Source organism: Paenibacillus sp. V4I7, assembly GCF_030817275.1.
Classification (GTDB): domain Bacteria; phylum Bacillota; class Bacilli; order Paenibacillales; family NBRC-103111; genus Paenibacillus_E.
In genome coordinates this window covers 4,770,360-4,796,596 of the sequence record NZ_JAUSZD010000002.1, presented here as the reverse complement: position 1 = coordinate 4,796,596, position 26,237 = coordinate 4,770,360, and the positions used below count along the sequence as shown (strand labels likewise).

Annotated in this window: 18 protein-coding genes; 14 read left to right on the top strand and 4 right to left on the bottom strand. The window is 45.5% G+C overall.

Annotated features, from left to right (window positions below):
* Positions 1-59: 59 nt before the first annotated feature.
* The 4 genes from QFZ80_RS22840 to QFZ80_RS22825 all read right to left on the bottom strand — a co-directional run bounded on the left by QFZ80_RS22840 (position 60) and on the right by QFZ80_RS22825 (position 4,450).
* Positions 60-914: an SDR family oxidoreductase gene (locus QFZ80_RS22840; protein ID WP_307553858.1), complete on the bottom strand. Its 855-nt coding sequence runs from the start codon at positions 912-914 to the stop codon at positions 60-62.
* Positions 914-1,999 (bottom strand): mannonate dehydratase, encoded by a 1,086-nt coding sequence (gene uxuA, locus QFZ80_RS22835; RefSeq protein ID WP_307553861.1) that lies wholly within the window; start codon positions 1,997-1,999, stop codon positions 914-916. The genes QFZ80_RS22840 and uxuA overlap by 1 nt, the downstream gene beginning before the upstream one ends.
* Positions 2,000-2,017: 18 nt before the next feature.
* A complete protein-coding gene (locus QFZ80_RS22830) occupies positions 2,018-2,695 on the bottom strand; it encodes a GntR family transcriptional regulator (RefSeq protein ID WP_307553863.1) in 678 nt (225 codons plus the stop codon).
* 705 nt (positions 2,696-3,400) lie between these two features.
* Entirely contained in the window at positions 3,401-4,450 is a 1,050-nt protein-coding gene (locus QFZ80_RS22825) for a LacI family DNA-binding transcriptional regulator (protein ID WP_307561199.1), read from the bottom strand.
* Positions 4,451-4,774: 324 nt separating this feature from the next.
* On the opposite strand from QFZ80_RS22825, the gene QFZ80_RS22820 reads away from it, so the two are divergent.
* From QFZ80_RS22820 to QFZ80_RS22755, 14 genes are all read left to right on the top strand, one after another.
* Positions 4,775-6,208, top strand: coding sequence for an L-fucose/L-arabinose isomerase family protein (locus tag QFZ80_RS22820; protein ID WP_307561198.1), 1,434 nt, complete (start codon positions 4,775-4,777; stop codon positions 6,206-6,208).
* Between the two features lie 56 nt (positions 6,209-6,264).
* Entirely contained in the window at positions 6,265-7,110 is an 846-nt protein-coding gene (locus QFZ80_RS22815) for a transketolase (RefSeq protein ID WP_307553868.1), read from the top strand.
* 2 nt (positions 7,111-7,112) lie between these two features.
* A complete protein-coding gene (locus tag QFZ80_RS22810) occupies positions 7,113-8,048 on the top strand; it encodes a transketolase family protein (protein WP_307553870.1) in 936 nt (311 codons plus the stop codon).
* 11 nt (positions 8,049-8,059) lie between these two features.
* The gene (gene glpK / locus QFZ80_RS22805; RefSeq protein WP_307561195.1) at positions 8,060-9,568 is read left to right on the top strand and encodes a glycerol kinase GlpK; all 1,509 of its coding nucleotides are present in this window, start codon (positions 8,060-8,062) and stop codon (positions 9,566-9,568) included.
* Between the two features lie 3 nt (positions 9,569-9,571).
* Positions 9,572-11,311: a DUF5605 domain-containing protein gene (locus tag QFZ80_RS22800; RefSeq protein WP_307561193.1), complete on the top strand. Its 1,740-nt coding sequence runs from the start codon at positions 9,572-9,574 to the stop codon at positions 11,309-11,311.
* 150 nt (positions 11,312-11,461) lie between these two features.
* Positions 11,462-13,207: a sensor histidine kinase gene (locus QFZ80_RS22795; RefSeq protein WP_307561191.1), complete on the top strand. Its 1,746-nt coding sequence runs from the start codon at positions 11,462-11,464 to the stop codon at positions 13,205-13,207.
* 10 nt (positions 13,208-13,217) lie between these two features.
* The gene (locus QFZ80_RS22790) at positions 13,218-14,819 is read left to right on the top strand and encodes a response regulator transcription factor (RefSeq protein WP_307564199.1); all 1,602 of its coding nucleotides are present in this window, start codon (positions 13,218-13,220) and stop codon (positions 14,817-14,819) included.
* 192 nt (positions 14,820-15,011) lie between these two features.
* Entirely contained in the window at positions 15,012-15,941 is a 930-nt protein-coding gene (locus QFZ80_RS22785) for an ABC transporter permease (RefSeq protein WP_307564197.1), read from the top strand.
* A 16-nt stretch (positions 15,942-15,957) separates the two neighbouring features.
* Entirely contained in the window at positions 15,958-16,842 is an 885-nt protein-coding gene (locus QFZ80_RS22780; protein ID WP_373460428.1) for a carbohydrate ABC transporter permease, read from the top strand.
* Positions 16,843-16,923: 81 nt separating this feature from the next.
* The gene (locus QFZ80_RS22775; protein ID WP_307561186.1) at positions 16,924-18,444 is read left to right on the top strand and encodes an ABC transporter substrate-binding protein; all 1,521 of its coding nucleotides are present in this window, start codon (positions 16,924-16,926) and stop codon (positions 18,442-18,444) included.
* Between the two features lie 86 nt (positions 18,445-18,530).
* Positions 18,531-21,236, top strand: coding sequence for an alpha-L-rhamnosidase (locus QFZ80_RS22770; RefSeq protein WP_307561184.1), 2,706 nt, complete (start codon positions 18,531-18,533; stop codon positions 21,234-21,236).
* 33 nt (positions 21,237-21,269) lie between these two features.
* The gene (locus tag QFZ80_RS22765; RefSeq protein WP_307561182.1) at positions 21,270-22,169 is read left to right on the top strand and encodes an alpha/beta hydrolase; all 900 of its coding nucleotides are present in this window, start codon (positions 21,270-21,272) and stop codon (positions 22,167-22,169) included.
* A 29-nt stretch (positions 22,170-22,198) separates the two neighbouring features.
* A complete protein-coding gene (locus QFZ80_RS22760) occupies positions 22,199-24,487 on the top strand; it encodes a glycoside hydrolase family 3 C-terminal domain-containing protein (RefSeq protein WP_307561180.1) in 2,289 nt (762 codons plus the stop codon).
* Between the two features lie 15 nt (positions 24,488-24,502).
* A complete protein-coding gene (locus QFZ80_RS22755; protein WP_307561178.1) occupies positions 24,503-26,164 on the top strand; it encodes a glycoside hydrolase family 3 protein in 1,662 nt (553 codons plus the stop codon).
* The last annotated feature ends 73 nt before the right edge of the window (positions 26,165-26,237 follow it).

Below are 26,237 nucleotides of genomic sequence, written 5' to 3'. Positions count from 1 at the left end.
ATATTAGTTTACAGGCAAGGACCCCCAATTCCTAGAAGGAGATGGAGGTCCATTTTTCATTAAACGCCTGAATATGCCATAAATCCGCCATCAACGGGAATGGTTGTGCCTGTTACGAAGCCAGACATATTTTCATCGGTTAGCCAAAGTAGAGTACCAAGGAGATCTTCCGGTTTGCCGAAACGCCGCATGGGCGTGTGAGTAATAATTTTATGCGATCGATCTGTAAGAGACCCATCTTCTTTAAGTAAAAGCTTCTCATTTTGCTGTGTCAGGAAAAATCCTGGAGCAATTGCATTGACACGAATTCCACTCTCAGCTAAATGTACAGCAAGCCATTGAGTGAAGTTGTTAATGGCTGCTTTGGCAGCACTGTAAGCAGGCACCTTGGTCATAGGTGAAGGTGCGCTCATGGATGAAATATTGATAACGCTTGTGCCTTGCTTGCCGAGCATCTGCTTTACAAATATTTGTGTTGGAATCAAGCTGCCAACGAAGTTCAGATCAAGCACATTACGAAAGCCAGTGACGCTTAAATCGAAAAATGTTGTTAAGTTCGGATTGTTTAGATCTTCCGAATTAAAAATCTCATTTGTTGTATTTGCACTTGGATGGTTACCGCCGGCTCCGTTTATTAAGATATCACAGGATCCGAGTTGCTGAAGGACGACTCCAGCTGCATGATGCATGCTGTCTACGTCTGTGACATCACAAGCAATAGCAATGGCATTACCGCCAATTGAATGGATTTCGGCCACAACCTCTTGGCCTTTTTCAAGAGTACGATTCAAAATGGCTACTCGAGAGCCTTGACGAGCAAATTCTAATGCCATGGAACGACATAACACACCTGCCCCGCCTGTAATGACGATTACTTTATCTTTCAGTGAAGGATGGTTAGTTAATGTACTCATTAGTTACCTACCGCCTTTTCAGTTAGTGAATCTTTGGAATATGCATCCCAAAGTCCCCAGAGATACATAATGCCAAGAGCGCGGTCGTATAGGCCATAGCCTGGACGACATTGTTCGTTCCATATATGTCTGCCGTGATCTGGTCTGCAAAAACCATCAAAATTATTTTGATGCAGTGCTTGAACGATTCCAGACATATCAACTGTTCCGTCCAGCGTACGGTGTGAGGTTTCGATGAAATCCCCATTTTCGTAAACACGGACATTACGCAAATGTACAAATGGAATGCGATCAGCAAATTCATGCACCATCGCAACTATATTATTGGAAAGGTTAGCTCCAAGAGATCCGCTGCAAAGTGTGAGGCCGTTATACGGACTAGCGTGCAGGTTTAAGAAGCGTCGAATGTTTGTCTGGTTAGTCATGATTCGCGGGAGTCCGAATATCGGCCATGGTGGGTCATCCGGATGAATGGCCATTTGAATATCGTGTTCGGCAGCAACTGGAATAATAGCATCAAGAAAATATTTGGCGTTATTGAACAATTCTTCTTCGGTCACATCGCGATAGGCATCAAACAACTCGGTTAAGCGACCCAGGCGTTCTGGCTCCCAACCAGGCATTGTAAAATTCGGGTTTGCATTTATTCGTTGAACTTGCTCGTCTAAATTTAGATTGGCTATTTTACTTTGTTCATAAAATAAGGCTGTAGACCCGTCTTCAAGGACTTTATGTAAATCTGTTCGTACCCAATCAAATACAGGCATGAAGTTATAGCAAATCACTTTGACGCCAACAGCTGCAAGTTTAACGATTGTTTTCTTATAATTTTCGATATATGTATCTCGAGTAGGAAGTCCTAGTTTAATATCCTCATGAATGTTTACACTCTCCACGACTTTCAAATGGAGACCTGCATGATCGGCTTTTTCTTTTACCACCATGATTTTATCCATCGGCCATTCTTCACCCACCGGGATGTCATGCAGTGCCCAGACGATGCCCTCTACGCCGGGGATTTGCTTAATTTGATCAAGACTGACGGTGTCATTACCTTCGCCAAACCATCGGAATACCATTTTCATACCCGTTGTCTCCTCTCGTTATTTGAAGTATGTGGGGAACTTTTGCTTGAGCAATGCTTGATCTAAAATGGTCAAATGCATGTGCTCACTCATTACTTTTTCTGCCCATACTACGTTGCTTTCTTGAATGGCTTCCACCATTTGTTGATGCTGAGTAAAAAGATCATCCCAATGATGGTCAGCAGCAAGCCTTAGCATTCGGGTCCTGTTTAGGTGTACATTGATTTGTTGAATAACCGCCCATGTATTGAGTTTGCTACAGCCTTTAAAGAGAGTTCTATGGAAGGCTTCATCATATTCAAACATTTTTTTATAATCCTGCTCGGCGACACATTTTCTTTGCAAAATAAGGTTGGTTTGAAGAGCATCCAATTCTTCAGAAGGAAAGCTGAGACAAGCCAATCGAATGACAGCGCATTCTAGCTGTTCGCGCATGAATCGTGCTTCTTCCACAAGCTCTAAGTCGATGAGCGAGACAACCGTTCCGCGTTGCGGGTAGATATCCAACAATCCTTCCTGAGATAGTCGAACAAAACTTTCTCTTACTGGCGTTCGGCTAACACCAAACTGAATCGACATTTCTTTCTCCGAAATACTTGTACCAGGAAGTAGCTCGTTACTTAAAATTTGCCCCTTAAGTGTGTGGTAAACAGCTTCACGCGCGGAATGAATCGGTGGTTTGATTGTATAGTTCATTGAGCAACTCCTTCGTATCATTACTATTACTACCATACTACCATACTTGTATGGTAGTATGGTAGAGAAATCTAATTGCTGATCTGTCTGTCAAAAGCAATGGAGTCGTTCAAATACCCTGTCATGACCCCAGCCAATACTGGAACAATCTTGACGATTCGTGTAATCGAAAAAGCTGCCTAATGAAAGGCAGCTTTTTCTGATAACGATTCTTTTCCATGATCGTTTCCTGATATTCCTCTAGAATTAAGTTAACTTCAAAGCCAATATGAGACTCTATGGGCATTTCCCAATTGTTTTTCACTTGCTGTAGGTGAGCTCCAAAAAATTTGACATTCCAATCAAACATAGGAAGCAAACTCGAGAAAAAGTAGCTAATGGTGGGTAATAAGAGTCTCTAGAGGCTCTTATTTGATGCCGAGTACTCCATACGGGTCATTCCACGAAAATAAGAGCCCCTAGAAGCTTCTATTTCGAGAAAAAGTGGCTAATGTTGGGAAATAAGAGTCTCCAGAGACTCTTATTTGATGCCGAACACTCCGCATACGGAACATTCCACGAAAATAAGAGCCCCTAGAAGCTTCTATTTCAAGAAAAAGTAGCTAATGGTGTGTAATAAGAGTCTCTAGAGGCTCTTATTTGATGCCGAATACTCCGCATATGGGTCATTCCACGAAAATAAGACGCTATCGCACCCTTTTTGGCCTAGTCTATCGATGCATGATTCGCTCGCGAGGATAGTCTCTCGATGAAATGCGTATCGACCTTGATCTTAGTGCCAGCACTTTGCTCTAACTCAATCGATTCAATAAGCAGATCCACAGCGAGATAAGCCATTCTCTGCTTTTCCACATGGACAGTCGTTAATTCTGGCGAAACAATGACGGCTTCTGAGATATTGTCAAAACCGATAACAGACACGTCATCTGGTATTCGGTATCCGAGTTCTTGAAGGGTCTTCATTGCGCTGATAGCGATATAATCGCATTCGCAAAATAGAGCGGTCGGCAAACGATGTCCTTCTTTCAGGAATGCGGTCAACTGAGCTTTGAGCGAATCTTGGGAGGATAGAATGGTAGGCGCTACGGAAAATCTGTGGGTATTCAGAATCTCCCTGCCATGTTCTTGAATGGCTGAGGTAAAGCCGCGCTTTCTCTCCTCGAAATTATGAATTCTTACATTCGATTCAATATAGCCAATATCGGTATGCCCTATCTCACAGAGATGAGTGCCAGCCTGATAAGCGCCCATAAAATTGTTGATTTCTACAAAATGAATCGGCAGGGTATCAAAGCAGGTGTCCAAAACAACGAGATGCGATTGAAGTTTATTGGCAATATCTGCGATTTGCTCCCTATTTAGGTTCGTTCCTAAAAGGACGATGCCATTGCTTTTCTTTTCCTCTGCAACAACCCGAATGTCCCTCTCCAAAAACTCCATATCGATGGAGGAAAAAAGTAAGGAATAGCCTTTCGTACGGCATCGTTCCTCAATGAATTGGATAAGTTCCCTAAAGAATGGTTGTTGATAAAACTGCTCTAGTACGATTCCAGAGTTTGAAATGACTAAAAAGGTAAGTGATTTAGCTGTATGGTCAATGGATGGGGATTTTGCTCTAGGGAAGTATCCGCTTTCCTGTGCGATTTGCAGGATGCGTTCACGTGTTTCTGGACTGATTCCAGGCTTTCCACTGAAAGCAAAGGATACGGCAGATTTTGAAACGCCTGCTAATTTTGCAATATCTTCCATCTTCATTAATCGGATTCCTCTTTTCATGTTAACTCATTCGTTAAGTAAGTTTAGTTTACAACGATTGATAAACATATACAAGTTGAATCTAATTAGTTTATTTAAGTTTAGTTAATTTACAACTAAATTTTATTTAAAATAGCTAAAATAAGTCGTTGACACCTGAAATACAGGGTGTTAGGATGATTTTATAAAGACGGTTAAGTAAAAAGTTTAGATCGAAATATACTAAAATTTAATTGTTGTTTAGTTTATTTATTAAGTTCTTCCTTACTATGTTTAGTTGTTTATTTATCCATTTATCATTTGATTTTAGAGGAGAGATCTGACATGAAGAAATTTAAACTGGGTTACGCACCTACCCGTCGTTTTGTATTTAGCGCTGAAGATGCTTTCAAGTACAAGGTTCAAATCCGTGAGAAAATCGAGAGCTTCGGTTTGGATATCGACATCGTGGACTTGGAGGGATTGAATTCCGAGGGGCTGCTTTATGACGATCATATCAATGCGGACGCTATTATTGAACGCTTCAAAGAGGAAAAGGTGGACGCCGTCTTTTTTCCGCATTGTAACTTTGGTACCGAGGACACCGTAGCCCGGGTTGGAAAAGCGCTTGGAAAGCCCGTGTTATTATGGGGACCTCGTGATGAATCACCTCTTGAGGATGGTATGCGTTTGCGGGATACCCAATGTGGGCTATTCGCAACAGGTAAAGTGCTGCGCCGTTTTAATGTGCCTTTTACTTATGTGACTAACAGTCGGGTGAATGATCCGGTATTTGAACGTGGATTTACCAATTTCATTGCCGCTGCGAACGTAGTTCGTCAAATGCGTAATTTGCGTATTTTGCAGATTGGACCTCGGCCGGCTTCTTTCTTAACGATGATGTGCAACGAAGGGGAGCTGCTGGAGCGGTTCGGCATCGAGATTCATCCCATTACGCTGATCGATATTCAGCGGACATCGAAACAGATTGAAAAGGGAAGCAGCGCTGAGTTGAATGAAGCTATTGCCTACATAAAAGAAAAGCTTGATTATAGCGAAGTTACCGAGGATGACGTGAAACGTATCGCAGCCCTGAAGGTAGCCATGAAACAATACGCAACCAAAACCGGCAGTACAGCTATTGCCATCCAGTGTTGGTCTTCTCTTCAAGATGCGATGGGAATCATGCCTTGTTTGGCCAATGCGATTCTAACGGATGAGCAGATTCCGGTAACCTGCGAAACCGATATTCACGGAGCGATTACCTCTATCATGGTGCAGGCTGCTTCGATGAATCAAGCTCCGACGTTCTTCGCCGACTTGACGGTCCGTCATCCTGAGAATCCGAACGGAGAACTGCTCTTTCACTGCGGCAATTTCCCTGTCTCTCTCTCGGTTGAGGATAAGCCGAAACTGCGCAAGCACTTCTTGTTCGATGATCATGCTCCAGGCACACACGAAGGGGAAATCAAAGGCGGCGGAATAACGCTGGCCCGCTTTGACGGCGACCATGGGGAATATCAATTATTTTTAGGGCGCGCAAAAGGTATCAAAGGTCCTTATACACGCGGTTCCTATGTTTGGGTGGAAGTAAATGACTGGCCGTTATGGGAAGAGAAGTTGGTGAAAGGTCCTTACGTTCATCATGCTGTTGGTATTCATGCTAACGTAATTCCCGCACTATATGAAGCATGCCAATATATACCAGGTCTTTCCCCGGATCCAGTTGATCCGACTGTACAAGAAATCCAGGCGTGGCTGCGCGGCTCAGATCTATAAACCAAGCGTATGCTTACGAAGCTAGTTTTCCTACGGAAAACTCTAAGGAGGATATTATGAACCATATAGAACTGAAAGCAAAAGCCATCCAGATCCGAATGGATCTGCTAAAGATGATACACGGAGCCAAGACAGGTCATACCGGCGGTTCCCTCAGCAATACGGATATTTTGACGGCCTTATATTATAAAATTATGAAAATTGATCAACAGAATTCGAAATGGGCCGAGCGGGACCGTTTCATCGCTAGCAAGGGCCACTCTGTGGAATCACTGTGGTGCATCCTCGCAGACCTAGGATTTTTCCCGAAAGAAGAATTAGAGACCTTCAGTCAGTTCGGTACACGTTTAATCGGCCATCCTAACAATAAGGTGCCTGGGATTGAAATGAACACGGGTGCTCTTGGGCATGGGCTTGCTATTTCGGTAGGAATGGCACTTGCGGCTAAACGAGATGGTAAGAGCTATCGGGTATTCTGTCTCATGGGTGATGGCGAGCAGGCGGAAGGCTCTGTCTGGGAAGCCGCTATGGCGGGTCCTCATTTCAAACTTGACAATCTCGTAGGTATTATTGACCGAAATCGACTGCAAATCAGCGGCAGCACGGAAGAAGTCATGGGGCTTGAGCCTCTTGAGGAGAAATGGGCGGCATTCGGTTGGAACGTTGTTTCCATTGACGGAAACGATATGGAATCTCTGGTTGAGGCTTTTGGGGCGGTACCAACCGTACCTGGGAAACCTACCTTGGTCATGGCCAATACGGTGAAAGGCAAAGGCGTTTCCTTTGCCGAAAATAATCCTGCATGGCACCATCACGTGCCGAACGATACGCAGCTTTCGCAAGCATTGGCAGAACTTTCTGCCGCGCTTGAGCTATTACAACAAGAAGGGAGGGTGCGCTAAACATGAATACGATCCCTAACCGTCAGGTTATTTGCGAGACACTATTGAAATTGGCTGAAACCGATCCGGATATTATGGTTCTCACCAGCGATTCCCGAGGTTCCGCGGCTATGGCGCCTTTCGCCAATGCGTTTCCTAATCAATTCGTTGAGGTCGGAATTGCCGAGCAAAATATTGTCGGCATATCGGCTGGTCTAGCCCATAGCGGGAAGAAGCCTTTTGTCACTTCGCCGGCTTGTTTCCTTAGTATGCGCAGCATTGAGCAGATCAAAGTGGATGTGGCCTACTCTGGAACCAACGTGAAGCTTGTAGGCATAAGCGGAGGAGTCAGCTATGGCGCCCTCGGTATGTCACACCATTCTGTTCAGGATATAGCTGTAGCGCGAGCAATTCCGGGACTTGCGGTCGTATTGCCTGCCGATCGTCATGAAACGAAGAGAATGACAGAAGCTTTAGTTAAGCACCAAGGCGGCGTTTACGTTCGTATTGGAAGAAACGCTGTAGAGGATGTCTATGAGTCCGATGACTATGAATTCATCATTGGCAAAGCGGTGACGTTACGTGATGGAACGGATCTTACGATCATTGCTACTGGGGAAACCGTTCGGGTAGCCCTCGATACGCAGAAAGCTCTCCAAGAGGTTGGCGTATCCTGCCGTGTCATTAATATGCACACGATTAAACCGTTAGACGAAGAAGCAATTATTCGGGCTGCCAGGGAAACTGGGCATATCATTACGGTTGAGGAGCACAGTATCTTCGGCGGACTCGGCGCCGCAGTCGCAGAGGTAGTCGTCCAGCATCAACTTGTTCCGATGCGTATTATCGGCATTCCGGATGAGCCGGCCATCGCGGGCAAAAGCTCGGAAGTATTCAAGCATTACGGGATCCACACAGATAATCTTAAGCGTGTAGCGCTTGAGATGCTTGGCAAGTAGGAGGGTAGCTCATGATTGAAACCTATATCCTAGCCATAGACCAAAGCACATCGGGTACAAAGGCCTTGATCGTAGATCGTTCCGGAAGTATCATCGCTCGAAGTACGGCCGAACATAAGCAGAGTTATCCGCAACCTGGCTGGGTGGAGCACGACCCTCTTGAAATTTATAACAATGTGAAAAGAACAGCTCATCTTGCCATGGAGTTGGCCGGTATTGACGCCGATCAATTAGCCGGTCTTACCATCACCAATCAGCGAGAAACGGCCGTGGTTTGGGATCGAACATCAGGTTTGCCTGTCTATCCCGCTATCGTTTGGCAGTGTCAGCGGACAGCGGATCGATGTGCGGAGCTTAAGGCTGCCAACATGGAAGAAATCGTTCGAGCCAAGACAGGTCTTGTCCTCGACCCTTACTTCTCTGCCACCAAGTGGGGATGGATATTGGAGCATGCAGAAGGTGCTAGGGAGAAACTCGAACAAGGGAAGCTTCTTGCCGGTACTATAGACAGCTGGCTCCTGTGGAAGCTCACAGGGGACAGTGTTCATGCCACTGATTTTACGAATGCTAGCCGAACTTCATTATTCAATATTCATACGCTGGAATGGGATGTTGAATTATGTGAATGGTTCCAGGTTCCGTCGGCCATACTGCCGGAGGTTAAATCGTCAGATGAGATATTCGGCTATACAAAGGATCCTGAGCTATTCTCAGCAAAGATTCCTATCTCTGGCATCATAGGTGACTCTCAAGCCGCATTATTTGGCAATCAATGTTTTGATATCGGTATGGCCAAAGCAACTTACGGAACCGGTACCTCCGTACTCATGAACATTGGCGAGAAACATGATCAGCTTGGAAATGGCTTGGTGACTACAATTGCTTGGGGGATGAGCGGCAAGATCACCTATGCACTTGAAGCTATCATCCGTACCTCCGGCGATACGATCAAATGGGTTCGCGACCAATTGGGTCTCTTTAGCAGTTTTGAGGAGATGGAGGAATTGATTGCTCAAGCTCCGAATAACGAAGGTGTATATGTCGTTCCGGCTTTCGTTGGATTAGGTGCTCCTTACTGGGATCCCTATGCCAGGGCGGCGATTATGGGGATGAGCCGTGGAAGTGGAAGGTCGCACATTATTCGTGCAGCGCTAGAGAGCATTGCCTACCAAGTAAATGATGCGGTAAAGTTGATGCAATCTGAATCCGGCATCCGGTTGAAAGAACTGCGCGCAGATGGAGGCGCTTCCGATAATACCACGCTTATGCAGTTTCAAGCAGATGTGCTGGAACGTAGGGTCATTAAATCGGAGGTTGCCGAGCTTTCTGCGATGGGTTCTGTTTATTTGGGAGGGCTAGGGGTTGGGTTTTGGTTATCGCTTGATGAGCATAAGAACCCAGGCCAAGTTTATTCTATTTATGAATCAAAGATGCAGGAAAACATACGTGATCAGCATATCGCCGGATGGAATCGTGCGGTTACTTCGGTACTATACACAAACAAGAAGGCGGAGGCCTAGAAAATGATGTTAAATGAAAATTCGAAAATAGGTCAAATTTGGGAGAATCCAGCAGGTCGAGCGGTACTTTTGACATATTTACCTCACCTCAAGGATTCCCCTTTTCTTTCGTTCATCAAGAAAAATACGCTGCTATCGTACAATGCGTTCAATCCGGCTTGGTCTATAGCACCGGAATTGCTGGAGACAATCCTCTCGGAGTTATCTACGATTGAAGTTGAAATAGAGACGGATGAAGAGATCTTTCCAGCGCTCGATTATGAGAACGAATCCGTAGCTCTGGGGTCGGCAAAAACCAAAGCGCCCACTCAAATTGAAAAATGGGGCGTCTACGAGCTAACACTTCAAGGTCCGCAACACGGAAATCCGTTCGTAGATGTAAGCTTGGAGGCCGAATTCAGCTTCGAAGGCCGAGTTGTCCGAACCCAAGGTTTTTATGACGGGCAAGGTATTTATCGGATCCGTTTTATGCCGGATATGGAAGGTACGTGGACATATAGAACCAATAGCAACGCGCGCTCCCTTAGTGGACTGATCGGGCAGTTTATATGTATAGCCCGGGCCGAGGGGAACCATGGACCGGTACGGGTCAAGCATACTTTCCATTTCGCTTACGAAGACGGGACTCCTTATATTCCGATCGGGACCACAAGCTATGTCTGGACCCATCAAGGCGATGAGTTGGAGGAGGAGACGTTAGCTACGCTTAAATCCGCCCCATTTAATAAGATGCGTATGTGTGTCTTCCCTAAATCCTACCAGTTCAACGCGAATGAGCCGGTGTATTACCCTTATGAGGGTTCTATGGAGGAAGGTTGGGATTATACGCGATTCAATCCTGCCTTCTTTCAGCACTTGGAAAATAGAATCGCTGATCTTGGGAAGCTTGGCATCGAAGCAGATCTGATTTTATTTCATGCGTATGACCGTTGGGGCTTTTCCGAAATGTCCAAATCCGCAGATGACCGCTACCTGCGTTATCTGACAGCACGGTTATCGGCCTATCGTCATGTCTGGTGGTCGCTCGCCAACGAGTATGATTTGATGTGGAAGAAGGAGCTACATGACTGGGAACGCTTCGCGAAGATCGTGACGGAGAATGATCCGAATCATCATTTAATCTCCATTCACAACTGCTTCGGTTTCTACGATTACCATCGACCTTGGATCACTCACTGCAGCATACAGCGGGTCGATGTTTACCGGACTGCGGAAAATACCAACGATTGGCGGGAGCAGTGGCAGAAGCCGATTGTCATTGACGAATGCGCGTATGAAGGTAATATTGATCAGGGCTGGGGGAACATTTCCGGACAGGAAATGGTACGCCGCTTCTGGGAAGGCGCCATTCGTGGCGGATATGTCGGTCACGGTGAAACCTATTTGCATGACGAGGACATCCTTTGGTGGTCCAAGGGGGGGAAACTATACGGAAGCAGCCCTGAACGTATCGGCTTCCTGCACAAAATTATGGCAGAGGGACCTACAGAAGGTCTGAATCCGCTAAAGTCCGAGTGGGATGCTCCGTCTGCGGGCGTTCCAGATGAATATTACTTGTATTACTATGGCTTTAACCAGCCTAGTTTCAGGAAGTACAGTATGAAGCCAGGCATCCGATACAAAGTGGATGTTATCGACACATGGAATATGATCATCAATGAGCAGCCTGGAACTTATGAGGGAGACTTCCGGATCGAGCTGCCTGGGACACCGTATATGGCTGTTAGAATTAGGAAGATATAGCGTTTAGGTGAAAACAATAAAGACATGCAAGCTGACAACAGTTTGGCATGTCTTTTTTCTCAATGAAAAGAGGTTACACCGCAGGGTGATTTTGTTCCTGTCTTCGTTGTACAATAGGGAGACCTTACACCTATAGAGGAGAGCGTCTTCATGCGAAAAATGAAATTATGGCTGAACTCCTTACGTTTCAAGCTTTTCTCTGGATTATTATTCACGATTGTTCCACTTATCATCGTTCTGCTTGTTATCAACCATTACTCAGCTCAAGTCGTTCGCAACCAAGTGGCTCAGTCCAATAAAAACATGCTGAGCTTATACATGGGGCAGATTGACCGCAATTTGCAAGAAGTGGACAACTTTTTGATCAACTTATCACAAACGAATTTGGATTTACTTGATTTGGATACGGACAGGGTTACAAACGAAAATAATTATATGAAAGCTAAACTTCGTCTGTTTCAAACGATCAATAACAGTATCAGCTATTACAAGGGAATCGATTCGTTCTTTATATATTCCAGCCTAAACAAAGATCTGCTTATGACGCAAGGTTTCGGAAGCAGCTTTGAGGAGCGTAATCAGGTGGCAAAAGAAATTGAAAGGATGCTGCAGGATAGCTCGGTGACTCCAAATGTTTATCGATGGTATACTTGGCAATCGGAAGGAAATCATTATGTATACCATCTGATCAAAACCGGCGATGTCTATGTTGGGGCATGGGTAGATGCAAAGAAGCTGATGATCCCTCTTCAACTCATTAACCTGGGATCTAACGGTGCGGCGCTTTTAACCTCGGATCAATTAGAACCCATGAGTCACGGAGAATTAATTGAACAAAAAGGCATTCAATTAGCTCTAACCAATCAGGCATACACACTCTCGGGAACGAATGCGGATTATTTAGTGATGGGGGAGCCGTCAAAGAAAGGAAACTTTTATTTATTCGCCTTAATCCCCGAGGAAACCGCATTAGAGAATTTACCTTATCTTCAACGTATTTCTTCCATCATATCGATGGGAGCCATCGCATTTCTGCTGATGTTTGTCTTTTACATGAGAAAAGTTTTCTTGCTGCCGATCAACCGAATCATCCTAGCGATGAGAAAATTAGGCGATGGCCGTTGGAATTCGCAAATCGAGCATTACCCGACATCTACTGAGTTTAGTATGATGAATGAAACTTATAACCGAATGATCTCTGAAATTCAACATTTGAAAATTAACGTCTATGAAGAGAAATTAATGCATCAGCATGCGGAACTTAAGCATTTGCAGCTTCAGATCAACCCTCACTTCTTTTTGAATTCGCTGAACATCGTCTACAACTTGGCAACGGTAAAGGATTTCAAATTAATCCAGGAGATGACCAAGTGTCTTGTTGCTTACTTCCGGTTTATGTTCCGAAGTAATTCCTATTTGGTAACACTTAAGGATGAACTGCTTCATACTCAGAACTACTTGCGTATTCAAGAGCTCCGGTTTCCGGGGATTTTATCGTATCAGATCGAAGCGCCAGATGCTGTTCTATCGCTGCAGATTCCTCCGCTTGTCATTCAGACGATGGTGGAGAATGCCATTAAACATGCTGTTAATATGGATGAACAGATTCGGATCGATATCCGGGTGAATACGGAGGAAGACGAAGAAAAGCAATGGGTGGTTATTCATATTGAGGATACAGGCGAAGGCTTTCCGGATCCTATTTTGGAATTATTGAAGAGCAATATGGATCTGACTAGTGAAGAAGGGGAGCACATCGGGATCTGGAATGTCAAGCGTAGACTACACTTGTTGTATTCCGATAAAGCTTCTATTGATTTCTATAATGAAGTCGGCAAGGGCGCGTGCGTACGAATCCGCATACCGGCAGATGTTCCACCAACAGGAGGTGAGTAAATTGGTTCATGTGTTAATCGTCGACGACGAAGTGCACGCGGTGAGAGGATTACAAGCCGGCGTTGACTGGGATAAGCTCCATATTTCTACGATTTATACGGCCCATAGCATGAAGCAGGCGCAGGAGATCTATGCCACATCTCCGATTGATTTGATGATCTGCGATATCGAAATGCCCCAGGGCTCTGGCATGGATTTGTTGAGCTGGGTCAGAGAACATTATCCCCGAACAGAGACGATATTTTTAACGTGTCATTCCGATTTCTCTTATGCGAAGCGTGCAATCCAATTGGACAGCTTCGAGTACTTACTCAAGCCTGTCGATTACGAGGAGCTTGAAGATGTGATCCTGAAGGTTTTGGTCAAAATTAAAAAAGATCAAGAGCTTCTTTCTTTCGAAGAGACCTATAAGCATTATTACCAGCTATGGGAGTCTCATCAGCCATTGATGAAAGAACGCTTTTGGCAGGATCTGATTCAACAATCGATTCCCTCCACCAAGGAAAAGATAACGGAGCATTTACAAAAGTATAATTTATTGTCTTTGGATGCCATGCGGTTTGTGCTGATTATGATTCGCGTTAGGCGTTGGCATAAGAATCTGAATCAGCGTGATGAACGAATCATGGAATATGCATTGAAGAATGCTGCAGAAGAGAAAATTACGCGAAACAACCCGCATACAGCGATCATTTCTCCGAATAATGGATGTCTGCTGATTATGGTTCCTTACGAACGCCAACATCAAATGAAGGAGCTTCGAGAGGTATGCGAGGAATACGTGAAATCTTGCAATCAATACTTTTACTGCGATCTATGCTGTTACATCAGCGAACCCGCCTATCTTCATGAAGTCGTACCAATGGTGCGTAGAATGGACGATCTGGATCGAGACAATGTCTCTATGGTTAATGAAACCATTGTGCTTTGGGATGTGCGGAAAGGGGAATGCAGGGTAGTGCTTCCATCATTGAATGACTGGGCAGAGTGGATGAAGCAGGGGTCAAAGGAAAAGCTGCAAACCGAGGTTAAGTTATTGTTCAAATCGTTAAGGGAGACCAGAGAAGGAATTGGCGCTCCGCTCTTGCACAGCTTCTATCAGGATTTTCTCCAAATGCTTTTCTTCGTTCTTCAAATGAAGGGATTACATGCGAATAAAGTGTTTGCAGCTAATCTATTCACGGAAAAGCCGGAATTGGTACTGAGATCTATAACCGCTTTGGAAGAATGGGTGCAATACGTTATCGAGGTGGCTATGAATCAGATCCATTCGACGGAAGGCGGCATGTCTGTTGTTGAAAAGGTGAAACAATACGTTGCAGCTCATATTTCCGTATCGGAATTATCCAGGGATGTTATCGCGGCACACGTATTTTTAAACCCTGATTATTTGACAAGGGTGTTCAAAAAGGAAACGGGCTTATCGATTTCCGACTATTTGCAGCAGCAGCGGATCCAATATGCCAAGGATTTACTTGCGAGCTCGGATAAATCCATTATCGATATAGCGCTATTAGCGGGTTATTCGAATGTCTCTTACTTCTCGACGCTTTTCAAGAAAGCTGTTAGTATGAATCCCAATGAATACAGAAAGCAATTTGAGAAAAGATAGAAAGACTCTACCCTAAAAACATAGGTGTGGAGTCTTTTTTTTCGAAAATGTCGGAATACCTAAAGTATAAAGTCGTATTCGTGGTGAGCAGGCTAGTTAAACTTCTTCTATACTAAAGCTATAAAGAGAAGGAGTTGACATCAGATGAACACCAACGCAGAAGTTTTATATGAAAACGCAAAGGCTGTAAGGATGCCGGGTACACTACATAAGACGTTGAAAACGTTTAAACGCTACCGTGCGCTTTTTCTAATGGTCTTGCCCGGCATGATTTATTTGATTATTAACAATTATCTCCCAATGTTTGGGATTGTGATCGCATTTAAAAATATAAACTACCGCAAGGGGATATTTGGAAGTGATTGGGCTGGTCTCAAAAATTTCGAATATTTGTTTAAAACCGCAGATGCTTGGGTCATTACCCGAAATACGATTCTGTACAATGGACTCTTCATTATCATCAATTTGGCTCTGGCTGTCGCTGTAGCTATTTTACTGAATGAAGTGAAAAATCGGTTCATGTCCCGTTTTTACCAGAGTATCATTCTATTACCCTATCTGATCTCGATGGTTATCGTCGGATATTTGGCACTTGCCATGTTAAATGGTGAGAACGGATTCTTCAATCATCAAGTTTTACCGCTATTCGGAATCGAGCCAATCTCCTGGTATTCAGAACCTAAATATTGGCCATACATCTTAACGATTGTGAATATTTGGAAAAATGTCGGTTACTTATGTATCATCTTTTTGGCAGCCATTGTTGGGATCGATAACGAATATTATGAGGCAGCGACGCTAGACGGCGCGAACAAATGGCAGCAAATCCGCACAATAACGCTACCGCTTCTATCACCGGCAATCATTATCATGGCCTTGTTAAGCATTGGTCGTATCTTCTACTCTGATTTCGGTTTATTCTATCAAGTGCCTCTAAATTCAGGCCCATTACAACCAACAACGGATGTTATCGACACGTATGTATACCGGGGGTTAATGACGCTTGGCGACATCGGAATGTCTTCAGCAGCAGGATTCTACCAGTCAGTCGTGGGATTCGTTTTGGTGCTAGTATCTAACTTTATCATTCGCCGCAAAAGCCCGGAACAAGCATTATTCTAAAAGAAAGGAGCGTGCTATCATGAAATCGAATCACATGAATCAATACGCTGTCAATCTGATCTTTATTCTCATGGCATGTGCCAGCATCTTCCCTTTTGTCCTGCTTGTTATGGCCTCCTTTACCGATCAGAAGGCAATTATTAACGATGGTTATTCACTCTTACCAAGTGTGTTTAGTTTAGAAGCGTACAAGTATATGATGCAGAGCTCATCTTCATTGATTCGGGCTTATGGCATCACGGTTTTCATAACGATCTTCGGAACTGTTGTAGGCTTGGCCATCTCGACGATGCTCGCCTATCCTTTGTCACGCAGTGATATGCCGCTTCGCAAAGTGATGTCGTTTCTCGTATTTTTCACCTTACTTTTTAACGGCGGGCTTGTGTCGACCTATCTGATTTACACCGAAGTTTTCCATATCAAAAATACGATTTGGGCGCTTATCATCCCAGGATTGCTTACGAACGGTTTTTACATTTTATTAATCAGAACGTTCTTCAGCACTTCGATTCCGGCAGCGATTATTGAATCGGCATATATTGACGGTGCTTCTGAATTCAAGATTTTTTACCGCATCGTGCTCCCGCTTTCGCTGCCAATTCTGGCTACCATCGGACTGATGCTGGGTATATCCTATTGGAACGATTGGTTTAATGGATTGATCTTTGTAACCGACAGCAAGCTCTTCAGTATTCAAAACATGCTGAATCGGATGCTGAGCGATATTCAGTTCCTTCAGAAGAGCAGCATGACTAATGCTGCACAAGCTTCTTCGAACATACCGACAGATTCAGTTCGCATGGCTATAGCTGTTATCGGAATCGTTCCGATCTTCTGCGCCTATCCGTTCTTCCAGAAATTTTTTGTCAAAGGTCTTACGCTTGGCGCTGTAAAAGGTTAACGCTCAAGGCTACTCTTGGATCCTCGGATTCGATTAGTATAGATCAACCATAATTCATACACATTAGGGGGATTATAGACCATGGAAAAGAAATGGAAAAAAGCTAGTGGAGTACTAAGTGTTGTTCTTGCAGCGTCTACCTTGCTTTCAGCTTGCGGCAGCAGCAATAGCGATGATGGGAATAAAACAACGACAGAGAGCGCTAAGCCTGGGAACTCCAAGCCATATGAAATCACGATGGCGTATATACAGCTAAATGACATGCCTGAAGCGAATCTCGTGTCTGAGGCAATCAGCAAAATTACCAAAGAAAAAATCAATGCAACTGTTAAGCTGGTGCCGATCAGCATTTCCGCTTGGACGCAACAAATGAATCTGATGCTGGCAGGAAGCGAGAAGCTTGATCTGATGGTCTCCTCCTCAATTATTGGCAACTTTGGCAGCCAAGTCGCTAAAGGACAATTAGAGCCATTAGACGATTTGCTTAAGAAACATGGAAAAGGTCTTGTAGACACGGTGGGCATGGATTTGATTAATGGATCCAAGATCGACGGTAAAGTATATGGGGTTCCAAGCTTGAGGGACATTGGTTCCGATAACGGCATTATTATGAGAAAAGATTTGGTGGACAAGTACAAGATTGATTTGAGCAAAATCAAAACTTGGGCGGATCTGGACCCTGTGTTCCAAACGATCAAAGATAACGAGCCAGGACTGGCGCCATTGGTTCAGCAAACGAACACGGGAATGCCTGGAACCAATATGTATAATTCTATCGTTGATACATTAGGCGACAACCTGGGTGTCATTGCTGATCCTGGGAACAGCACTAAAATTGTGAATCTGTTCGAAACGAAGGAATTCACGGATGCCATTGCCTTAGCTCGTAAATGGTATCAAGCAGGCTATATTATGAAAGATATCGCCACTTCGCAAGAAACGGGAGTTAACCTGGTTAAAGCGGGCAAAGCCTTTTCTTACACATCCAATATGAAGCCGGGCTTCGAGGCGCAAGAAACGAATTTGTCCGGAAAAGAAATGGTTGCTGTTCGATTGACGAAACCTTTGCAAACTTCCGTATCGATCACAGGTTTCATGATGTCGATCACTAAAAACAGTCAAGACCCTGAGAGAGCTATGCAATTCTTGAACATGATGTACACCGATAAGGAGATTGCCAACTTGGTTTCCCTTGGTATTGAAGGTAAACACTATGTGAAAAAATCGGATAACATCATTGCGCTTCCAGATGGCGTGAAGCAAAGCGGTTACCAATTCAACCAATGGGAAGTCGGCAATAACTTCCTGACCTATGTATGGGAAGGTACCGACCCGAAAATTTGGGATTTAACGAAGGCGCACAACGACAAAGCCATTAAATCGAAAGCAGTCGGCTTCACATTTAACGTAGATCCGGTTAAAACAGAACTTGCTGCTGCGACTAACGTGATCAATCAATATAAAGTAGGCCTGGAAAGCGGTACGTTAGACCCGGCATTGACGGCCGAATTCAATGCGAAGCTTAAAACGGCCGGTCTTGACAAGATCATCGCTGAGAAACAAAAGCAAATTGATGCTTGGGCTAAAACGGCAGGAAAATAAAGATGAACTTGAACCGTACTCTACAACAGGTGGGGTACGGTTTTCTCTTAACAGATAGTGAATTCAGAGCAGGAGGTTACATAGTCATGTTTAAAGTAAAGGATCTTCGTTGTGAATATCAAGTGAATCCGATTGGATTGGATCACAGATCACCAAGGATTAGCTGGCGGTTGCAATCCTCTGAAAGAGCAGCGGTACAATCGGCTTATCGTATTGAAGTGGCAGAAGACGCGGATTTTCAGAAGTCAGTTTGGGACTCTGGAAAAGTGGATTCAGAGCAATCTGTTCATGTGGAATTGAAAGAGCTTCAAGTGGCTTCGCGCAAGCGGTATCACTACCGCGTTCAGGCTTGGAACCAGCATGGACTAAGTTCTGGCTGGTCTGATCAGGCCTTCTTTGAAACCGGATTCAAAGATCATTCGGAGTGGAAGGCCGAATGGATCAGTTCTCCCGCAACGCTTCCAGCGGGCTCCGATCAAGTTCCGATGTTTCGACGTGATTTTCACATTGATGGTGAAGTAAGCTCGGCCCGTGTTTACGCTTCAGCGCTTGGAATCTATGAATTAGAGTTGAATGGAAATCGGGTGGGGGACCACTATTTTGCACCTGGATGGACCAGCTATAAGCATCGCCTTCAATACCAAACTTATGATGTTACTGAAATGCTGAGCAGCGGAAAGAACGGAATTGGCGCCCTATTAGGCAGCGGCTGGTACAAAGGCGTTCTTGGCTGGGATGGGAATAATGAGCATTACGGAAACCGAACTGCGCTTTTGGTGCAAATCCACATTGATTATGCGGATGGAAGGCAAGAGGTCGTCGTTTCTGATAGCAGTTGGAAGGTGTCAGGAAGTCCGATCCTGATGTCGGAAATTTATGACGGTGAAACGTATGATGCGCGGCTGGAGCGGACCGATTGGAGCCGTGGAGATTACGATGACAGTGGATGGCATCCTGTCGATGTGATCGAACCAAGCAAAGATATTTTGGTCGCACAGGAGAACGTGCCCGTCCGTAAAATGGAAAGCATCCAACCTATCGAACTCATCACCACCCCCAAGGGAGAAACTGTCATCGACATGGGCCAAAATATGGTCGGATGGATCCGGTTTACCGTCCAGGGAGAGGCGGGTCAGGAGGTCAGCATCCATCATGCCGAGATCTTGGATCATGAAGGCAACTTCTATGTGGACAACATCCGTAAAGCGAAGCAAACGATCCACTATGTGCTCAAAGGAGGAGAAAGAGAAACTTTCGAACCTCATTTTACTTTCCAAGGTTTCCGCTATATTCGGCTTGTTGGGTTTCAGGAACCGATCCGTCTTGAAGATTATACCGGTATCGTGCTGCATTCAGATATGGAAACAACGGGAGAATTCACTTGCTCCGATCCGCTTGTCAACCAGCTGCAGCATAATATTCGGTGGGGGCTAAAAGGGAATTTTCTGGATGTTCCAACGGACTGCCCGCAGAGAGATGAGAGGCTGGGTTGGACAGGGGATGCTCAGGTGTTTGCCCGTACGTCCGCTTATTTGTCGAATGTCGTGCCTTTTTTCCGGAAGTGGCTTCATGATTTGAAGGTCGAGCAGATGGAGCTCGATGGGGGCGTGCCGTTTGTGGTTCCCAATATTTTGAGTGAGAAGGCGCAGTCTGCCTCAGCTTGGGGGGATGCGGCGGTCATCATTCCATGGACACTCTATGTATGCTATGGGGATAAGCGCGTGTTGGAGGAACAATATGACAGTATGAAAGCATGGGTAGAATTCATCAGACGTCAAGGCGACAATGAATATTTGTGGAATTCCGGTTTTCATTTCGGGGATTGGCTTGCTTTGGATTCCCGGCCAGACAGCTATATAGGGGCTACGGCTCGGGACTTTGTTGCAACGGCCTACTATGCTTATTCCACATCATTGGTGCAGAAAGCAGCCGTGGTGCTGGGTAGATCAGAGGAAGCGGAACATTATGCAGACCTGCATACGCGCATTCTTGATGCTTTTACGCAGGAATTCGTCACGCCTAATGGCCGTTTATCTGTCCCTTCACAGACAGGACAGGTGCTGTCGCTAATGTTTGGACTTGTCGAGGGCGAAGCCAAGGAACGTGCCGTGCAGAAGTTGCTGGAGTTACTTGAAGAGGAGAAGTTTCATCTTACAACCGGATTTGTTGGCACTCCTTATTTGAACCACGTACTGAGCGATAACGGCAAATCGGAATTCGCTTATAAGCTGTTACTTCAGCAGGATTATCCGTCCTGGCTGTATCAAGTGACCAAAGGCGCCACAACCATCTGGGAGCACTGGGATGGGATTAAGCCGGACGGCAGTTTTTGGAGTCCAGATATGAATTCCTTTAACCATTATGCTTACGGAGCCATTGGAGACTGGTTGTACCGTGTTGTTGCTGGAATTGATACGGATGAGAGGAATCCTGGCTATAAAAGAGTAATCGTTCGCCCGATGCCTGGAGATGGTATGACATGGGCAGAGGGGCGTATCGACACGATGTACGGAGAAGTTAGCTGCCGCTGGACGAAATTGGATGGTGAACGATTGGACATTCAGGTGGTGATTCCGCCGAACGCAACGGCTGAGATCCGCCTGCCTTATGCGCCCGAGAGTGGAGTGACCGAAAGCGGAACAGCACTTAAAGAGGCTGCGGGCATTTCGAATGTTGAGGTTGAGAATATGGGTGTAACGTTGGAAGCAGGTTCAGGGACATACAGCTTCAGCTATGTGTTGACGCAGCCTATTCCACCACTTCCGGAAGTTAAGCCATTTGTATTTGGCTAAGCAAGTCCAATTCATAGATTGGGGTGTCATGGTATGCATGTAGAAACCATTCAACTTTGGGATGAAAGTAATAGCGCTCATTTAACTGCCTACATTCTTGATAATTCTCAGGAATTCAAAATGAATCAAAACCGTCCGGCAGTCATTATATGTCCCGGAGGTGGATATTTATGGACTTCAGACAGAGAAGCGGAGCCTGTTGCCATGCGTTTTGCCGCACAAGGCTATCATGTTTTCGTGCTTCGATACACCACGCATTATTCTAGTAGACCAGACTTTCAGAACTTGCCGCCAGGAAATGAACTTTCCATGCAACCGCAGCCGCTGTTTGATTTGGCAAAAGCGATCCTAACTGTGAGGAAGCAGGCATCGGAATGGTTCATTCATACAGATAAGATTGCTGTATGCGGTTTTTCAGCGGGCGGTCATTTGGCAGCTAGCTTGGGCGCACATTGGCAGGATGAATTTTTAGCGGAACGACTGAGAGTTGATAAAAATCTACTGAAGCCTAACGCACTTATTCTGGGTTATCCTCTTGTTGACTATGTTCTGATGAAAGAAGAAGCAGAAGCGGATCCGAGCGAGATGGCAAGAGGGGGCATGGCCTACGCCATTAAAGCGGCATTTGGAACGACCGACCCTGCACCCGAAGAAATGAAGAAACACAGCCCAGTTAATTTTGTATCTTCCAATATGCCCCCGACATATATTTGGCACACCGCTGATGACCAACTGGTTTATGCTGCTAATGCCTTACAACTTGCATCAGCATTAGCGAAGCATAAAGTGCCCTATGAGCTGCACGTATTTGAGAATGGGGTCCACGGTTTGTCATTAAGTGATGAGACGACCTCAGCAGAGCCTGCACATGTGAATCCGGATTGTCAGATATGGGTCGACCTAGCTATGAAATGGTTAAGCAAGCGGTTTTAAACTATTTATTAGTTACAGGAGGAATAGCTATGAATTCGAAAATTAAAGAACTAATTTCCAAATTAACGTTGGAGGAAAAGGCCGGCTTATGCTCGGGTTTGGATTTCTGGCATACCAAAGGGATAGAGAGGCTTGGGATCCCATCACTTATGGTGACAGACGGACCTCACGGCTTACGGAAACAAAAAGAAGATGCGGATCACCTTGGCCTTCATAACAGTGTACCTGCTACTTGCTTCCCATCGGCCGCAGGCATGGCCGCTTCTTGGAATCGGGAGCTGATCGGCAGAGTAGGCGAGGCATTAGGGAAGGAATGCCAAGCGGAAGACGTTGCGGTTCTTCTTGGGCCGGGAGCCAATATCAAACGGTCGCCTTTGTGCGGCAGAAATTTCGAATACTTTTCGGAGGATCCGTACCTTTCTTCGGAAATGGCGGCCAATCATATCAAGGGCGTACAAAGTCAGGGCGTTGGCACTTCGCTCAAGCACTTTGCCGCGAATAACCAGGAGCATCGGAGAATGTCCGTTGATGCCGTTATTGACGAGCGGACACTGCGGGAAATATATTTAGCCAGCTTTGAAGGCGCAGTTAAGCAGTCACAACCGTGGAGTGTGATGTGTTCCTACAATCAGGTCAATGGTGAATATGCATCGGAGAATGCGTTTTTGTTGACTCAGGTTTTGCGGGATGAATGGGGTTTTGAAGGCTTTGTGGTTTCAGACTGGGGTGCAGTTAACGAGCGCGTAAAATCTCTTCAGGCTGGATTAGAACTGGAAATGCCCTCAAGTGCCGGAATCGGTGACGCAAAGATTGTTGCAGCAGTAAAAAGCGGCGAGCTTTCGGAGGAGACGTTGAATCTTGCGGTCGAGCGGATGTTGACCTTCATCTTTAAGGCAGCAGATAGCAGTAAGACTGATGCTGTTTACGAGTCTGCAGCTCATCATCGATTGGCTCGAGAGGCTGCCCATGAAAGCATGGTGCTTCTCAAGAATGAAGGGGGTATTCTACCGCTTCGTAAGCAAGGGAAGATTGCTGTAATTGGTGAATTTGCCAAGAATCCGCGTTTCCAGGGCGGCGGCAGCTCCCATGTCAATCCGACCAAGCTGGATGATGCGCTAGAAGAAATGATGAATGTCGCAGGAGATACGGCACAAATCAGTTATTCGCAAGGCTACAAGCTGGATAGCGACGAAATCGATGAAGATTTGGTAAGGGAAGCAAAGGAAACAGCGGCAAAAGCGGATGTGGCGGTCCTATTTGTCGGATTGCCTGATCGCTATGAATCGGAAGGGTATGACCGCACGCATATGGCCATTCCCGTCAATCATCGTGCACTAATCGATGCCGTGGCGGAAGTTCAAAGTAACCTCATCATTATCTTGAGCAACGGCTCTCCGGTTGAAATGCCTTGGATCGGCAAAGTAAAAGCTGTGCTGGAAGGATACCTGGGGGGGCAAGCTTTTGGCGGTGCGGTAACAGACTTGTTGTTTGGCCTCGCGAACCCGAGCGGCAAGCTTGCGGAAACGTTCCCTGTGAAACTAAGTGATAACCCGTCCTTCTTGAATTTCCCTGGTGAGGGCGACAAAGTGGAATATAAAGAGGGCGTATTTGTCGGTTACCGTTATTACGATACCAAAGAGATTAAGCCTTTATTCCCATTCGGGTTCGGCCTTAGTTATACCAATTTCGGATACAGTGACCTGCGTGTAGACAAATCAGCGATCAAAGATAATGAGAAGGTTACCGTTCAAGTATCTGTGAAAAATACAGGCGGCTGTACAGGAAAAGAAATCGTTCAACTCTACGTCAAGGACGTTCAGAGCAGTGTCAATCGTCCGCAAAAAGAATTGAAAGGCTTCCAAAAAGTCGAGCTGCAGCCAGGAGAACAACAAACAGTTACCTTTGTTTTGGATCAAAGGGCTTTCGCTTACTACAACGTTCAAATCGGCGATTGGCATGTGGAAACCGGGGCATTTGACATCTTACTTGGAAAATCTTCGCGAGATATCATTCAGCGCACAACGATCGAGGTCGAATCTACTGTCACCCTTCCCGGGGCGTATAATCGCAACTCATTAATCGGCGACTTGATGGCAAATCCGTTAACGGCTGATAAAGCGAAAGAATTTATTGGGAGATTCGGCTTTGACGCTCTCTTAGGAGATAACCCAGACATGCTGATGGCTATGATGAGATATATGCCGCTGCGTGCAATGATTGGCTTCGGACAAGGGAAATATTCCGAAGAGATGTTGGCTGACGATTTAAAGAACTTGAACGCCATCCCGGAAAGAAAAGTAACCGTTAGTACGCGATAAAAAGGGGAGACAGGTATGGTTAATCTGAAAGCAAAACCGTTTCATTTGGACGAAGAAGCGATTCAGTGGGTCAACGAAACTTTACGTGGATTATCTTTGGAAGAAAAAGTGGGCCAACTATTCATTACTGTAGATCTTCCGTTTGATACTGGGGCCAAAAAGAATTTGCTTGGTATTCGCCCAGGGGGAGTCCATGTATTTGGATTTTCCCCGCATGCAACGAAGCAGCATCAGGCGGTTTTAATTCGTGACTTGCAAAAGCGCAGCAAAGTACCGCTGCTAGTTTCAGGCGATCTTGAGAATGGGGGACAAGGCGGGGCAACCGATGGAACGAACCTTGCGTCTAACATGCAGTTGGCCGCGGCAAACGATCCAGACCTCGCAACCGCGTTTGGAGCTTCCATAGAAGTTGAGGGTTACGCAATGGGGTTCAACTGGGTGTACGGACCGGTCATTGACATCAATTACAACTATCAGAATCCCATCGTCAACATCCGTGCATTCGGCGATACGCCCGGTATCGTGGAACATACAGCGCTGCCTGTCATGAATGCTATTCAGAAGAACAATCGGATGGCTGCCTGCGTGAAGCACTGGCCTGGTGACGGCATGGATGACCGAGATCAGCATAAGGTGCTGACGAATAATACGTTAACGATGAAAGAGTGGCGTGAGACCTACGGCCGTGTATATAAATCGGCGATCGAGAACGGGGTCAAGACGGTTATGAGCGCTCACATCGCACTGCCAAGCTATTATGAAGAATTGGGAATCACGGACATAAGAACTAAATATACACCGGGATCCTTATCGTACGAATTGAACACGAAGCTTCTGCGGGAAGAGCTCGGGTTTAACGGACTTATCGTTTCCGATGCTACATCGATGATAGGCATGACGTGCTTTGGCCGACGTAAAGATATCATTCCGCAGTGTATTGCGTCGGGCGTGGATATGTTCCTGTTTACGAATGATATGCACGAAGATTTTCAGGCCATGCTTCAAGGCGTCCATGATGGCATACTCACGGAGGAGCGGTTGAATGAGGCGGTCACAAGAATACTGGCTCTAAAAGCGTCACTCGGTCTTCACTTGCCTCAGGCGGATGAAAGGGATCTTGACGTGGTAGGTTCAGCTGAACATTTGCAGCTGGCAGCGGAAATTGCGAGCAAATCGGTAACACTGGTCAAGGATACCCAGGGCCTTCTACCTTTAACACCGCAAAAGCAAAAGCGTATTTTGCTGTTAGCTGCTTCGGATGAGGCTTCCTTTTTTGCCGATAAGGCCGCAACGGGTGACGAGTTTGCCCGGATGCTGAGTGAGGAAGGCTTCACGGTTGTTCGGGAATATGAGGTAAAAGAAGAGGGCAACGAAATAGATGCTGTTATTTTTCTTGTTCAGAAATCACCTGGATTCATGCAAAATTCCATGCGTCTCTCTCCACAAGAAACAGGAGGACTTTTCAAATGGTACCCTACACAGGTGCCAACCGTATTTATCTCGCTGGGAAATCCGTACACGCTCTATGAACTTCCGTCTATGCCTACGATGATAAACGCATATAACGCTACCTTGGCGGTACAGAAAGAAATTATTAGATGTATGGTTGGCAAGCAGCCGTTTCAAGGAGAGTCTCCAATCGATGCTTACTGCGGTCTTGAGTGGGCCAAGTTATAGGGGCGAAGTAGTGAAAAAGTAATGAGGAACCGGCCATTTGAACGATGATTAATGTATTGAAAACCAATAGTTC

Excerpts from the sequence above, each read along its gene's own strand:
- QFZ80_RS22840 (WP_307553858.1), bottom strand. The coding sequence starts at position 914 with ATGAGTACATTAACTAACCATCCTTCACTGAAAGATAAAGTAATCGTC.
- uxuA (WP_307553861.1), bottom strand. The coding sequence starts at position 1,999 with ATGAAAATGGTATTCCGATGGTTTGGCGAAGGTAATGACACCGTCAGT.
- QFZ80_RS22830 (WP_307553863.1), bottom strand. The coding sequence starts at position 2,695 with ATGAACTATACAATCAAACCACCGATTCATTCCGCGCGTGAAGCTGTT.
- QFZ80_RS22825 (WP_307561199.1), bottom strand. The coding sequence starts at position 4,450 with ATGAAGATGGAAGATATTGCAAAATTAGCAGGCGTTTCAAAATCTGCC.
- QFZ80_RS22820 (WP_307561198.1), top strand. The coding sequence starts at position 4,775 with ATGAAGAAATTTAAACTGGGTTACGCACCTACCCGTCGTTTTGTATTT.
- QFZ80_RS22815 (WP_307553868.1), top strand. The coding sequence starts at position 6,265 with ATGAACCATATAGAACTGAAAGCAAAAGCCATCCAGATCCGAATGGAT.
- QFZ80_RS22810 (WP_307553870.1), top strand. The coding sequence starts at position 7,113 with ATGAATACGATCCCTAACCGTCAGGTTATTTGCGAGACACTATTGAAA.
- glpK (WP_307561195.1), top strand. The coding sequence starts at position 8,060 with ATGATTGAAACCTATATCCTAGCCATAGACCAAAGCACATCGGGTACA.
- QFZ80_RS22800 (WP_307561193.1), top strand. The coding sequence starts at position 9,572 with ATGATGTTAAATGAAAATTCGAAAATAGGTCAAATTTGGGAGAATCCA.
- QFZ80_RS22795 (WP_307561191.1), top strand. The coding sequence starts at position 11,462 with ATGCGAAAAATGAAATTATGGCTGAACTCCTTACGTTTCAAGCTTTTC.
- QFZ80_RS22785 (WP_307564197.1), top strand. The coding sequence starts at position 15,012 with ATGCCGGGTACACTACATAAGACGTTGAAAACGTTTAAACGCTACCGT.
- QFZ80_RS22775 (WP_307561186.1), top strand. The coding sequence starts at position 16,924 with ATGGAAAAGAAATGGAAAAAAGCTAGTGGAGTACTAAGTGTTGTTCTT.
- QFZ80_RS22770 (WP_307561184.1), top strand. The coding sequence starts at position 18,531 with ATGTTTAAAGTAAAGGATCTTCGTTGTGAATATCAAGTGAATCCGATT.
- QFZ80_RS22765 (WP_307561182.1), top strand. The coding sequence starts at position 21,270 with ATGCATGTAGAAACCATTCAACTTTGGGATGAAAGTAATAGCGCTCAT.
- QFZ80_RS22760 (WP_307561180.1), top strand. The coding sequence starts at position 22,199 with ATGAATTCGAAAATTAAAGAACTAATTTCCAAATTAACGTTGGAGGAA.
- QFZ80_RS22755 (WP_307561178.1), top strand. The coding sequence starts at position 24,503 with ATGGTTAATCTGAAAGCAAAACCGTTTCATTTGGACGAAGAAGCGATT.